This is a genomic window from Paenibacillus sp. 23TSA30-6 (genome assembly GCF_014858585.1).
Taxonomy (GTDB): Bacteria; Bacillota; Bacilli; order Paenibacillales; family Paenibacillaceae; genus Paenibacillus.
On the sequence record NZ_SLTL01000015.1, the window covers coordinates 110,879 to 124,515 of the forward strand.

Here is a 13,637-nt window from a genome sequence, read left to right on the forward strand (position 1 = left end):
ATAATGACGGATAGGCGTGAAAGACAACGGGCTCATAAGTATGGAGAACTGCCGGGATGGGGTGTACGTATGGAAGTAAAGCAACAGCTTTTGCGTGAAGCAGAACAGTTTATATATACATGTTATGAGGAGCTGGGCCGAAGCCGCGATGAAGCGGAGGCCCGGCTTCTTGATATTCGTCATGACATTGAAACTACGGGAACGTATGATCATACCTATGATGAGCTGGAACATGGGGCGCAGATGGCTTGGCGTAACAGCAATCGTTGTATCGGTCGTTTGTTTTGGGACAAGCTTCTGGTAAGGGATGCCCGCGAGGCTTCCAGTATGGCAGAAGTCGTCCATGAGCTGTGGGAACATATACGCATAGGCACAAATGACGGTAAAATCAAGCCGACGCTTACCGTGTTTCGCTCGTCCAAGCCGGGCCAACCGGATATTCGCATTTGGAATCATCAATTGATTCGATATGCTGGCTATGAGGCCGCTGAAGGGGTGATCGGGGACCCGATCTCGGTTGAATTCACAAATGCGTGCCGCCGCATGGGCTGGCAAGGAGCGATGACTCCCTTTGATGTATTGCCGCTGGTTGTGGAAGCAGGTGGACAGCCTCCTGAGCTGTTTGATATTCCCAAACATCTGGTATATGAGGTACCTATTGAACACCCGGAGCTACCAGGTTTGGCTTCGCTGGGTTTGCGTTGGTACGCCGTGCCTATGATTTCGGACATGACGCTGGAAATTGGCGGTATTATCTACACGGCAGCTCCTTTTAATGGCTGGTATATGGGAACAGAGATTGGAGCGCGTAATTTTGCCGATACCTTCCGTTATAATATGCTACCGCAGGTAGCTGAACTGATGGGGCTGGATACTACCAGCGAAACGACATTATGGCGTGATCGGGCGCTGGTGGAGCTGAACAGTGCGGTGCTCTATTCTTTTAAAAAAGCGGGAGTCAGTATTGTCGATCACCATACGGCAGCTACACAATTCCAGCTGTTTGAGGAACGGGAAGCCCAGGCGGGGCGTGCGCTCACAGGCGATTGGACATGGCTGATCCCGCCGTTATCTCCGGCGACCACGCATATTTTTCACAGTTCCTACGATAATCGGCTTGTAAAGCCGAATTTTGGAGTACAAGAGAAGCCGTATATGCCGAAGAAGCCCCAAGGCTGCCCTTTTCATTCTTAATCATGGAAAGCTTTAAGCATCGGAATCAGGTTCCAGCTTATCCCATGCAACGATAAATAGGGTAGCTAATGGTGTATAATATCTTACTGTGTAATACATGAATACATTCATTATTCTATATGATTAGAGTACATTCAGCTTTTTCATATCATAAGTTTGAGGAGCGAATCGGAGTTGGAAAGAAATCAGGCAGAGTACATCGTCGCTGAGCTTTTGCAACGGGCTGATATAGGTGTGACGGTCAAGCTGGAGAAACGGTTTCCCGGAGGGCGGCTGATTGGGGGCAAATATGCCATGAATGCTCATGCCATTACGATGTATACAGACACGATTGAAACACAATGTATACAGATGTTCGGTAGCGTTGAACGAGTCGAGGAGTATTTTATGGTTGTGCTTGCGCATGAGATTGGGCACTCCGCTGATTCTGAGCTGCTTGACCTTTCCGATGCATTGGAGCAGGAGAGCGGGTTAGGGGCTCGACAACGGCTTGCGCTGCAAATTGAAGAAAACGCATGGAACTATGCGCTCAAATTGGTGCCGGAGATTGAGGCAACATTTATTTCCGCCGTTATTGAAGAGTCTTTGGTGGCCTATCGGGTCCCGGTTATGGAGCAGTCTGACATTGCATAAGGATGATGGTCCGAGAGCCGACAGGCTCTTTTTTTGTGGCTAGATTAAACGCTTATAATTGGAACGATTCAAAGCAGCAGTTTTTTAAGCTGTGACACGCGTCCCTGAGACAGTTCGAGCATCTCGGCCAATTCTTTTTGTGAAACATTAGGATGCTCTTCCATGAGCTTTTTTAGTTTATACAGGAGTTCAGTTTGATTTCTGTAATTCCGTCTTTTCTTGGGCTGAGCAGGACGTGTTTCGCTTAAATGACTGGAAGGATTATCGCTCTTTAGCTTCTCAATACAATCACTGCATATCAGATGATCTCTGAAGTAGCTCAGGTTATCTACGGCACCGCAAAAATAACAAGATACCCCTGTGTATTTACGGATCATCAGGCCCTCGGGTGTAATAAAAAAATCAAGGGCGTCTCCAATATTGATATTCATAGAATTGCGCAGCTCCTTGGGTAGCACGATGCGGCCCAGATGGTCTAATGGTCGTGTCATTCCTGTATTTTTCATTATTCATTTCCCCTTCCATAAATGCGCTTATCGGTGCAAAAATCGTAGGTTATGTATGTTGTAAAGTACAAAGCGCGTATATTGTAGTTTGAATTGTATTAGCTATGAACAAAAAAAGAAGCTCCAGCATGACGAATAATGACGTCTGCCGGAGCGTGGTACAGCCCAATGAATCTAAGATGTCGAGTCAAATTATTGTGGGTTGGTTGTCCAAATACCGGCTACTTTTAATTGAACCCGCGAAGGCAGCTTCAATGCTGCCAATGTCAGATCGGCCATATCTTGTGGCTGAAGCATGCGATCCTCGTCGCCAATCGGCAAACCTGCATTTGCCGCCAGTTCGGTATTGACCGTGCTTGGAGTCAGCGCAGTGACGCGAATGTTGGATTTGCGAACTTCCTGCATCAGCGCCTCCGTGAAGCCCATCAAAGCAAACTTCGAGGCGCAATACGCCGAGCCTGTCGCAAAGCCCCGTTCCCCTGCTGTGGAGGACACATTAATAATGTTGCCGCTCTGCTGAGCAAGCATGCTTGGAAGAACCGCGTGTGTGACATAATAGGTTCCCAGCAGATTCACGCGAATAATGCGTTCCCACTCTTCGGGGTCCATGTCTGCGACTGTGCCAAACGTAGCGATTCCTGCATTGTTGATCAAAATATCGACAGCGCCCAGCTCATGCTCCAGCGAGGCTACAGCCGCAGCGGCCTGTGCGCGATCAGATATATCCGCGACAGCGCTAACCACCTTCACGCCGTATGTACTCCCCAGTGAATCTTGCAGCTTTTGCAGGTCAGGTAGTGTGCGTGAGATTAGTCCCAGGTTGACGCCTTCCTTGGCCAAGGCCTCGGCAATGGCTTTACCAATGCCTTTGGTAGCGCCTGTAATAATGGCTGTTTTATTTTTAAGTTCCATCCAGTCTCCTCCTTATGGTTACATATCATAGTTGTGCATTTAGGCACATGGTTATATTATACTGATTTCATTTCCCTGAACCAAACTTCAACTCCAACCAGGTCACTTATTTCGCTTTGCTGCGACCTGGAGTGGAAGACTTCTGACCATAGTTAGATGGTCTATTTGGAAATAAGAATATCGCCTGAAGTTGTTTCGACCTTCATAACGTTCACACTGCCGGGAACGGATTCGGGAGTATCTATACTTCCAGAGTCTGAGCGGACATTATAAATACCTTTAAAATCAGGAGCCTGCTTAATCCTCACATCACCAGAGTCTGAATCGACCTTCAAGTTGGCTGTGGTACGTTGTGTGATATTCGTAATACCGGAGGTCAGGGAAACTTGACCATTGCCGCTATAATCGCGAATTTTGGCATCCCCTGAAGTGAGGTGCAATTCCATATCTGCTGTAACCTGACTAGCCGTAAAATTGCCGGATGTTAACTTGGCGACCAAGCGGGTACTTTGGAGGTTTGAAATCTCGGCATTGCCTGAAGTGGCTGTGATGCTTGTATTTTGAATGGAGGCATCCTGTAGTTTTAAGTTCCCCGAATGTACATCTGCCTGTAGCCCTTTCAGAGTTTCATCAGCGGGCATTTCTACCGTGATCGTTTGTTTCAACCAAGGAGAGATAGAGAAGAATGCCAAGGAAAGGGGGGGCTCAGATTGAATGGAAAGCTTACCGTTCTCAATACGGGCATTATGAATCTGGTTGGCTACTTGCGTCTGAACTTCTCCACTCATGCGTATCGTGCCCTGCTCGCTGGAGCCGGGAGTAAACACAATAGATACATCATCGGAGCTATTCACTTTAAGATCCTGCAGCTGTCCACGTGTGAACGTCCATTTTTTATCAATAGCTGTTATTTCCCGCATCGCTTGTTGATTCCATGGAGCACCGTAGGCCACCATCCCGGCCACACCGATGATGATACATAGACCCGCTGCAATAAACCATTTTTTATTCATGTTACTCGTTAGCTCCCCTCAGGGTAGTCTGATTCCATTTCGAGTATCGAACCGTACCTCTGACCAGAAGGTTCAGAAGGTAGCGTATTCCAGGCAACAGGAATAGGCCAATCCCGGTCAACGTGATGGCGAAAAAGAATTTAGCGGGATAAAAGTTGCCGTTCAGCGCATAGTCTGCGACAGCGAGAAGGGGGGCCGCGATGAAGCTGGCCGCTGCTACGGCCAACGAAACCCATACTGCCCATAAAGAGGCTAAGACAGGAATGGAGATTAACAAATTAAGAAATAGCAGCCCAAAAAAAGTAAATAGATTGCGTGCGAAGCTTCCTTGGCGAAGCGGAGGAGGGGAAGTATTCCAGAATGCGTTAGGATCATCCAGCGCTTCGCGAGCGATATCCTCGGGGTTGCCCAGTTCATTGGCAATTTCGGCCTCGCTTTTTCCATTCACCAACCCATAGTCAAAATGCTGACTTAAATCACCAAGCAGCTCATTACGTTCCTCTGCGGGAAGAGGGGAGAGACGTTGCTCCACCTCTGTAAGAAACTGTTTTCTATTCATCGGGATTTCCTTCCTCCAGTAGGCTTGCGACATGATGGACAAATTCATTCCATTCCCGTGTAAGTATTCTTGTGTAATTGCTGCCTGCATCAGTCAACCGATAATATTTACGCGGGGGTCCCTCAGTCGATTCCTGTAAATAAGTTGTACAGTATCCCTCTGATACCAGACGGCGAAGCAGCGGATATAAAGCTCCTTCGGCTACTTCGATATGACGGGAGACGGCCTGAGCCAATTCGTAGCCGTAACGGTCCCTGCGCCCAATTAAAACAAGAACGCACAGTTCCAGCACCCCTTTTTTGAATTGGATGTTCACATTCACGAGCGGTGCTCCCTTCCTGGATGTTATCATTGCTTCATAGGTGTCGTTTGGAGTATCGGGAAGAAATGTGTGCTTGAGCATAAATTAGTTCAGGTACTAATCATAAATCAGTAGTCAGGTATAATTTAACATCATGTACTGATTAATGCAAGGTACTAAAATTTTAAAAAATAAATCTACGGGCTCATTTCAGGAGTTTTCTTTTGCTTTTAGAGTCAATGAGATAGCGAATGCTGTTGAAAAAAGTAGTTTTATTTAGAAATACGCCGAATCCTGGGGGGATTTGCGGAAAGGGGCCCGCTTTAATTTCATCCATTAGGATGTTAAATTGTAAAATAAAAGGATCCATAGAGTTGAAGATCATTTCTTATGAAAAGGATGGGGCAAAGGATGAATTGGGAACGCTGGTATATGGAGCTGGATCAGGATGATGAGACTTGGGATGTATCGGAGGAAATCGTGCTACGGGGCGCGATGCAGCTCCATTTTTGCGGACAGAAGTCGGAGGTGGAGATAGAGTTTATGGTGTCCGCCGATTCTGAGGAAGAAGCGCAGGCCATAAGAGAGCCTAAGCAGGATCAAAAAAAGACATGGGAGCAATATATGGCACATGGGTCCGACATTCACCCTCATGTGATGGAAGCGATACATCATTACTATGCAGGTATAGTAGAAAAGTACCGGAACGCTTATATCTCGTGGGGAGAAAATCCGGATGAATATGCGCCCTGCGTGAAGGATTCGGCACAATTACTGGAACGGCTACAGCTCGTGTCTATACTGGTTCCTGACTCATCAGAAGAGGATGAGCTGTACTTGAATTTTAGCTGTTCATGGGATAGAGAGCATGGCTTGGGTGTGCATCTGAAGCAGGGACAACCCGAGCATATTCAAGGAGCTTATACATTATATGATTTGGAATAGAATCCCCTTCCGGCTTGCAGGGATAAAAGGGGCCAGGAAGGGGACAGGTATAGAAATTAGCTGGATACAGTCAACGAATCTCTGGCAGCTTGAGCGGCCAGCACCATTTGCCGCAATGCAGCTACAGATTCATCCTTGGTGCGGGTTTTCAGGCCGCAGTCTGGATTGACCCAAAATAAATCGGAAGGCAGTACGCGCAGGGCACGCTGGATCATACTCAGCATTTCCGATACATCGGGAATGCGCGGACTGTGGATATCGTATACGCCCAGACCAATGCCTTTGTCATACACCTGATCCTCAAAGCTGACAATCAGTTCTCCGTGGCTTCGCGAGGTTTCAATAGAAATAACGTCGGCATCCATATCGGAGATGGATTGGATCATATCCTGAAATTCGGAATAGCACATATGCGTATGGATTTGGGTGGCGGGTTCGACAGTGGCAGTGGTCACAAGGAAGGCTTGAACCGCCCACTCCAGATAGGCCTGCTGCTGTTCCTTTTTCAGCGGAAGCCCTTCACGGATCGCCGGTTCATCCACCTGAATCATGCCAATCCCCGCTTGTTCCAGTGCTTCTACCTCAGCCCGCAGAGCCAGTGCTAACTGTAAAGCGACCTGACTGCGAGGAATATCATTCCGTTCGAAGGACCAGTTTAAAATCGTCACCGGACCTGTCAGCATCCCTTTGACTGGCTTGGAGGTCAACGATTGGGCGAAGGCCGTTTCTTCCACGGTCATCGGTTGATCGAACGACACGTCTCCGTATATAATCGGTGGCTTGACACAACGGGAGCCGTAGGACTGCACCCACCCGTTTTGTGTAAAGGCAAAGCCTTTCAGCTTTTCGCCAAAAAATTCAACCATGTCTGTCCGCTCAAATTCCCCGTGTACGAGCACATCAATGCCAATGTCCTCCTGAATATCAATCCATTCTTTGATTTGCTGCTGAATGAATGTCCGGTACTGCTCGGCAGACCATTCCCCTCTGCGATAGTGCAGGCGGGCTTTGCGAACCTCAGCCGTTTGCGGGAAACTGCCAATCGTCGTCGTAGGCAGTGGGGGCAGCTTCAGCTTGTCCTGCTGAATCACACGACGCTCAGCGAAGGGAACGCTGCGTGACTGCGGCTCTTTCGCCAGTAGAGCAGCCATATCGGCCGCGGTCTGTACTCGTGCCGCCGAGCTGTTGAAGCGAGCTACCGCGTCCGCACTCTGCCCAAGTTTGGCAAGTGCCGAGGGTTCGCGTTTGCCAAGCGCAGCGGTCAAAGCTGCGATTTCTTCCAGCTTTTCATCGGCAAAGGCCAGCGCTTGCACCAGGTCTGGGTCCAGCTTATGCTCTGCTTCCAGACTGACCGGCACATGCAGCAGACTGCATGATGGCTGTACGATGAGCTGGGCGGCGGTTGTCTGTTTCGCCAGCTGTCCAAGCAGCACAGCTACGTCGTTCAGATCGGAGCGCCATATATTGCGCCCGTCAATAACACCAGCGGCCAGCGTTTTGCCTGCGGGGAAGCCATGCCGGAGCACATGTTGAAGGTTTTTGCCATCATCATGTACAAAGTCCATACCTAATCCCTGTACCGGGAGCGTGGATAGGTGCTCATAATGATCCAGACTGCCAAAGTAGGTTTGCAGCACGATATTTAAGGATGGAGCAGCCTCGGCCAAAGCTTCATAAGCCTCCTGAATAATGTCCAAATCCTCTGCCGGGAATGAGGTGGTCAGGACAGGCTCATCCACCTGCACCCACTGAACGCCTTCCGCAGCCAACTCAGACAGGACGCGGGCGTACAGTGGCAGGAAGCTTCGTACAATGGCGGCCAAATCCTTACGATCATAGCCTTTGGACAGAGCAACGAACGAATAAGGACCGATCATGACGGGTTTACCTTCAATGCCCAACTCCTGTTTCGCTTCACGATAAGCCTGCAACGGCTTATTCTCGGTGAACACCGGGGTTGCATTCGCCAATTCCGGTACGATGTAATGGTAATTGGTATTCAGCCATTTGGTCATTTCACTGGCGGTGGCACCCTTTTGTCCACGGGCTATCCCGAAATAGACGGATAGGGGAACAGGCCCATCGGGACGGTAGTTGAACCGTTCCGGCACCAGACCGAACATCACGGATGTATCCAGCATGTGATCGTAATAGGAAAAGTCTCCGACTGGAATTCGATCAATTCCCTTGTCACGCTGCTTGCTCAGATGCTCCAACCGCAATCGTTTCATCTCGATATGCAGTTCACTTTCATCCATGCTGCCTTTCCAGAAGCGTTCCAGTGCTTTCTTCCATTCCCGGTTCCCGCCGATACGCGGATATCCCAGGTTACTGCTGATCAAGCCGGGCAATTCAGGCAATTCGGTTAATGACATGTACTTTTCCTCCCAGGCTGGTAGCCAGTTTATTTTTGCGTACAAAAAAAGACATTCCTCCCCGGGGTAAAAATGAATAGGGGAAAAAATGCCTCCGTTATTTAAAAATAAAAATTCGGCGACGGCTCTTAACACCTCCCTATCTCCCGTAGGTACTTGCGATGTTGTTGAAATAGGCAGGTCTCCTGACTTACGAATCATGACTTTCAGCGCTCCTTCCCGGTCTGTGGACCAGTGGGTGTATCAACAGCTGAAAATTCCCCGTTTACAGTGGCGGGACCGCGCCGGACTTGCACCGGCTTCCCTTTTAAGCCTGAACTGAATAGAACAGACACCTATCTCCAAGCTATGCGATTATGGTATGACGAATAATTATGCACTCGTATACTTGTTCACCATCATAAGTGAAACTTGCGGGATGCGCAATAGAAACTCCGTTTAAACCGCAATGAAACGATTAAGTTCATGGAAGCACATTCAAGTTTATTAAAAGCGTTCTGCTCATCAGTACGCTATCCCGTGTTCCCGATCTGAAGCACCTTGAAGCACCGCCCTTGTCAATTACACGCAAAAAAAGACAAGTCCTCCCATAGGGAAAGGACTTGTCTTAAGGCATAACAACTCAGGCTAATGTAACGGTAGATCCTGCCAGAATGCTGGCCTTCACATCAACCAGTCGCTGATTGCGGCTGCCTCGGAAGGGAAGGGTCAGATCCTTTTGCTGTTCTACAAAGGGACCGTCCACAACCACATCGCACAGCAGTGCCAACTCCCGCCGGGCCTGATCCGTAAGAAGTTCTTCGTAGACGAAGCCCGTATAGGCCCACACGGTTCGGTCAGGGCAGGCTGCGCGGAAGTCGCGCACAAACTGCGAGCATTCCGCTGCCGAGAAAAAGGGGTCTCCGCCGCAAAGGGTTAACCCGTCCAGCAATGGATTATCGGCGATGTCACGGATAACCTCCTGCTGCCGCTCCGGTGTGAACGGTTCGCCTGTACGGAAGCTCCAGGATGCCGGATTGAAGCAGCCGGGGCAGGCATGGCGGCAACCGCTAATGAACACAACGGTGCGCAGACCGTGTCCTTCGTTCAGAGATTCCGGAATGTAGCCGCATAAATTCACCGATGCTTCACCCGGTCACGTACCTCGGCTTGTTTTGCGGCGTTGAACCGGACGGTATAATCACCTGTCAGATATCCGGTTACCCGGCGCAAGCGCTGAAAATGCGTATGTTCCTCATCAGCACCGCAATGGGGACAGCTTGTCCCGATAATGCCCTCGTAGCCGCATTCCGGGCAGCGATCTACGGGATGATTAATGGAGAAGTACCCAATGTTTTGATGAAGCGCATATTGTACAATTTTAAGAAACGCCTCCGGGTTATTCCGCGCATTGCCATCCAGCTCAATGTACGAAATCGCGCCAGCGTTGCACAGGTTATGAAATGGGGCTTCGAGGCTGATTTTACGGGCAGCCGGAAGCGTGTAATACACAGGAATGTGAAAAGAATTCGTGTAATATTCACGATCATTCACACCGGGAATGACACCGAAATCCCGCTGATCCAGCAACGTGAATTTACCGGATAGACCCTCGGCAGGCGTAGCGAACAGCGTAATGTTCAGGTTATGCAATTCACTCATCCGATCGCAGTAGACACGCATGGAAGCTATGATTCGCTGCGCCTCGCGGTATACAGCGTCATCCTCCCCGTGGTGTTTGCCGTACAGTGCCTTCATGCACTCAGCTAACCCGATAAATCCGATGGAAAGCGTACCGTGCTTGAGTACGCTACCTACCTGTTCATCCGGCTCCAGCTTTTCTCCGCCTTCCCATACCCCTTCGCGCATCATAAAGTCTGAGGCCTTGGCCGGCTGGCTGGTCTGTATATGATAGCGATGGATCAGTCCGTCCACGGCAATACGCAAAACCTCTTCCAGTCTGGTATCAAAGCCATCCCGGTCAGGTGCCTTGCGCTTGCCTGTGCAAATGCCGTATTCAATGCCAAGACGCACCAGATTAATCGTATTGAATGAGAGATTACCCTTGCCGCTCTGACAGTTTCTGCCGAAACGGTCAGCAATGGTGCGGGTGCGGCAGCCCATCGTCGCAATAATGGTATCCGGATCATCTGCGCGGTAATAGGGCAGGTTGAAGGTAGCATCCACATTGACAAAATTGGGATACATACGTTTGCTGGAGCATTCTACTGCCCGCAGGAACAAGTCATAGTTGATATCGCCTTCGGCCTGATTGATTCCTTTTTTGCATTGGAAAATATGCTGTGGAAAAATAGGGGTTTCTCCACTGCCCAAGCCACGGATCGTGGCCTCCAGCAATGATTGTGTAACAAGCCGCCCCTCAGCAGAAGTACACATCCCGTAATTCAGTGAGGTGAACGGAATTTGTCCGCCTGCCCGACTGCTCATGGTATTCAGGTTATGAATAAGGGATTCAGCGGCCTGGCGGGTCTCCGTCTCCGTTTCTTCACGTGCGAATGCGTATGAACGGGGGCAGACCTCATGTAATAGGCTGTTGGCTATATGTAATTCGTCATCAGGCAGAGCGGGCTCTATTTCTTCTCCGAACAGGCGGAGTCCCTTACGCAGATGCTTGCGGAAAGACCGGGCCACGAATGGAGCGAGATCCCAATCTATTTTATTAGCAGAAACGCCTCCAAATTGGCTGTTTTGCTGAGACTGGAATATGATTGCCACCAGTGCCATAGCAGACATAATGGTTTGCGGTGTGCGCACAGAGCCGTTGCCTGTATTAAAACCGTCTTGCAACAAGCGACCAAAAGGAATAAAGATACAGTTCGTAGTCCCGAGCGCATATTGGTCCAAATCGTGAACATATACATATCCACGGTCAATCGCGTCCGTCAGTTCAGGCGGAAGCACACGCAGGCGTGCATACCACTTGGCGTACTCGGAACCGAGCTTGCTCATTTTGCCGCTGAACGATTCTCCATTCAAATTTGCATTCTCCCGTAGCATGTCCAAATCCTGTGCCCCAATGACCCGTTCGCCGATGTCATATAATTGATGTTCCTCCAACACCTTCATCGCAAAACCCTCCATATAGTAAAATATATATTATTCTCCCAAAAACAATATATTGACGATATCGTGTACTAACCAATTGTTTAAGTCTATATATTGTATATATGGATGGATGGAGCGTATGTGATTATTGTCACGCTGATAGGGAGGAGAACGCACAAAAAAGTCAGGTGAAAGTTAGGAACACATCAACAAATACGCTCCTTATTCTACACCTGACGATCGAATATTTGACAGAAAACAATAGGATGGCAATCCATTGGATCTGAGTATGTTTTGTAATAAATTACTGAATAATTTAAAGCAGCTTTTTCAGTTGGGACACCCGGCCTTGTGAGATATCGAGCATTTCGGCATATACCTTTTGCGGCAGGTTGGGATGTTCCTGAATCAGCTTTCGGAGCTTTTTTACCATTTCTCCTTGCTGGACTCTGGCTTGTTTAGGCTGCCAGGTTGTATGGTTACGAACCGGCTTGGTATGTTCTTGAGCCTGGATGGCTTCGGTGCTGGTGGGATGTACATTTTCCTCTGTCTTTAATACCTGAATGCAATCGGCGCAAATAAAGCTATCACGAAAATAAGTCAAATGATCAACTGCGCCGCAAAATTTGCAGGATACACCTGTATATTTTCTTAATACAAATCCTTCTTCATTCACGAAAAATTCGAGCGAATCACCAATATTGATATCCATCGTGGTGCGCATTTCCTTGGGAAGCACGATTCGCCCTAATTGATCCAGAGGCCGTGTCATTCCGGTATTTTTCATAAACCTTTCCTCCTTCGATTGTATATCCTGATTATACCAAAAAATATTATTTTTTGCTTTGTTTATTGAAGAAAATATACAATTTTTTTTATGCATTTATCATATACCTTCACACGTATTGCCGGGGGCAGAAGATGGTTTATAATATAAATATCGACTGTTGGAGTAAGAGGCTGCGAAGTATCGTGGCCTCTCCCTAATCCGGTAAGTGCTTTACCGCCTACAGTTGAACATTTTTCAGGGTTTTAGGATTCTTTGAAATGATCTCAACTTGTAAGGAAGATGACTATGAAAAGCAACAAAATCTCAATGAAGGAAATTGCACAATTAAGTGGAGTTTCTGTAGCAACCGTTTCCAGGGTCATCAATGAGAACGGGCGTTATTCGGATGAAACCCGTCAAAGAGTGATGGACATTATAAGTAAGTATCAATACGAGACAAACAGTATTGCGAAAAGCTTGCGTATGAACAAATCACAGACAATCGGTGTGCTGGTGCCCGACATTAACAACGAATTCTTTTCGGTGATCGTACAGGAAATTGAAAGATTTTTTTTCGATCTGGGCTATTCGACGATTATTTGCAACACAGCCAAGAGCGCCGAAAAAGAAAAAGAATATTTGAAAATATTGGACAGTAAAATGGTCGATGGTCTGGTTTGTATATCTGGTCAGGAGGAAGTGCTGACAGATGTATTAAAACGGAAGATACCTATTGTATGTATTGACCGCCGTCCAAAGATTGACTCTAATGTTGCTTTTATAGCATCTGATCATTATGCTGGCGGGTTTATGGCAACCGAAGAGCTCATTCAAAAAGGGTGTCGTCGCATTTTGGTACTCACTAAACAGCAAAACCTTTCATCCGTGAATGAACGTTTGAACGGGTTTAGTGATGCGATGTTAAAGCACAATCTCATGCTAGGTAAAGAGCAATATGTTGCTATTCATAGCGATCATAACAACCTGGATGCAGCTAAACAAAAGGTGCAGCAGTTGATTGAAAACAAGATGAAGTTTGACGGTATTTTTGCTACCAATGACTGGCTGGGACTGGGCGCCTTGCTTGCTTTGCAGGAAAACGGGATACAAGTTCCCGACGAGGTTAAAATTGTGGGCTTTGACAATGACACGATTTCCAAGTACTGCAATCCTCCTTTGACGACCATCAATCAGGATAAGGCTGCTTTGGCAGATAAGGCCTGCGGCATTTTGCTGGAGATGATTGAAGGGAAGACGCCAAGTGGTGAGCAGCAGCAATTGTTGCCGGTTAGTTTGGTGGAAAGACAGACAACTTAATGGAGATCAAGATCAAGTAATGACATGAGTGATAGAAGGAGTGCTTCGGCGTTGTTGCCGGGGTTCTC

At 48.1% G+C, this 13,637-nt stretch carries 13 protein-coding genes and 1 riboswitch; of the genes, 4 read left to right on the plus strand and 9 right to left on the minus strand.

The window, feature by feature from the left end; all coding sequences use genetic code 11:
* The first annotated feature begins 69 nt into the window (after positions 1–69).
* Together E0698_RS15390 and E0698_RS15395 are read left to right on the plus strand one after the other, a co-directional pair.
* Positions 70–1,194 carry a nitric oxide synthase oxygenase gene (locus tag E0698_RS15390; protein ID WP_192512137.1) on the plus strand — a complete coding sequence of 375 codons (1,125 nt, stop codon included), beginning with the start codon at positions 70–72 and terminating at the stop codon, positions 1,192–1,194.
* Positions 1,195–1,368: 174 nt separating this feature from the next.
* Complete coding sequence (locus tag E0698_RS15395) at positions 1,369–1,827, plus strand: hypothetical protein (protein ID WP_192512121.1); 459 nt, start codon at positions 1,369–1,371, stop codon at positions 1,825–1,827.
* A 68-nt stretch (positions 1,828–1,895) separates the two neighbouring features.
* On the opposite strand, the gene E0698_RS15400 is transcribed toward E0698_RS15395, so the two are convergent.
* The 5 genes from E0698_RS15400 to E0698_RS15420 all read right to left on the minus strand — a co-directional run bounded on the left by E0698_RS15400 (position 1,896) and on the right by E0698_RS15420 (position 5,139).
* Positions 1,896–2,333 carry an AbrB/MazE/SpoVT family DNA-binding domain-containing protein gene (locus tag E0698_RS15400; protein ID WP_149094223.1) on the minus strand — a complete coding sequence of 146 codons (438 nt, stop codon included), beginning with the start codon at positions 2,331–2,333 and terminating at the stop codon, positions 1,896–1,898.
* Between the two features lie 192 nt (positions 2,334–2,525).
* Complete coding sequence (locus E0698_RS15405; RefSeq protein WP_149094222.1) at positions 2,526–3,245, minus strand: 3-ketoacyl-ACP reductase; 720 nt, start codon at positions 3,243–3,245, stop codon at positions 2,526–2,528.
* 161 nt (positions 3,246–3,406) lie between these two features.
* Positions 3,407–4,258, minus strand: a complete 852-nt coding sequence (locus tag E0698_RS15410) for a DUF4097 family beta strand repeat-containing protein (RefSeq protein ID WP_192512122.1) — start codon at positions 4,256–4,258, stop codon at positions 3,407–3,409.
* Position 4,259: 1 nt separating this feature from the next.
* Positions 4,260–4,817: a DUF1700 domain-containing protein gene (locus E0698_RS15415; protein WP_149094220.1), complete on the minus strand. Its 558-nt coding sequence runs from the start codon at positions 4,815–4,817 to the stop codon at positions 4,260–4,262.
* Positions 4,810–5,139 (minus strand): PadR family transcriptional regulator, encoded by a 330-nt coding sequence (locus tag E0698_RS15420; RefSeq protein WP_014278596.1) that lies wholly within the window; start codon positions 5,137–5,139, stop codon positions 4,810–4,812. The genes E0698_RS15415 and E0698_RS15420 overlap by 8 nt, the downstream gene beginning before the upstream one ends.
* A 390-nt stretch (positions 5,140–5,529) precedes the next feature.
* Between E0698_RS15420 and E0698_RS15425 the strand changes: the two genes are divergently transcribed.
* On the plus strand, positions 5,530–6,063 hold the full coding sequence (locus E0698_RS15425; protein WP_192512123.1) for a DUF6985 domain-containing protein: 534 nt from the start codon (positions 5,530–5,532) through the stop codon (positions 6,061–6,063).
* Positions 6,064–6,119: 56 nt separating this feature from the next.
* Here E0698_RS15425 and metE read toward each other — a convergent pair whose 3' ends face one another.
* From metE to E0698_RS15445, 4 genes are all read right to left on the minus strand, one after another.
* Entirely contained in the window at positions 6,120–8,438 is a 2,319-nt protein-coding gene (metE, locus tag E0698_RS15430; protein WP_192512124.1) for a 5-methyltetrahydropteroyltriglutamate--homocysteine S-methyltransferase, read from the minus strand.
* A 158-nt stretch (positions 8,439–8,596) separates the two neighbouring features.
* Positions 8,597–8,792, minus strand: a riboswitch (cobalamin riboswitch).
* Between the two features lie 268 nt (positions 8,793–9,060).
* On the minus strand, positions 9,061–9,558 hold the full coding sequence (gene nrdG / locus E0698_RS15435) for an anaerobic ribonucleoside-triphosphate reductase activating protein (protein WP_192512125.1): 498 nt from the start codon (positions 9,556–9,558) through the stop codon (positions 9,061–9,063).
* Positions 9,555–11,504 (minus strand): anaerobic ribonucleoside triphosphate reductase, encoded by a 1,950-nt coding sequence (locus E0698_RS15440; RefSeq protein WP_192512126.1) that lies wholly within the window; start codon positions 11,502–11,504, stop codon positions 9,555–9,557. Before E0698_RS15440 ends, nrdG begins: the two co-directional genes overlap by 4 nt.
* Positions 11,505–11,799: 295 nt before the next feature.
* Positions 11,800–12,270 carry an AbrB/MazE/SpoVT family DNA-binding domain-containing protein gene (locus tag E0698_RS15445; RefSeq protein ID WP_134912066.1) on the minus strand — a complete coding sequence of 157 codons (471 nt, stop codon included), beginning with the start codon at positions 12,268–12,270 and terminating at the stop codon, positions 11,800–11,802.
* A 288-nt stretch (positions 12,271–12,558) separates the two neighbouring features.
* Here E0698_RS15445 and E0698_RS15450 point away from each other — a divergent pair, with 288 nt between their 5' ends.
* A complete protein-coding gene (locus E0698_RS15450) occupies positions 12,559–13,569 on the plus strand; it encodes a LacI family DNA-binding transcriptional regulator (RefSeq protein ID WP_134912067.1) in 1,011 nt (336 codons plus the stop codon).
* Positions 13,570–13,637 lie beyond the last annotated feature (68 nt).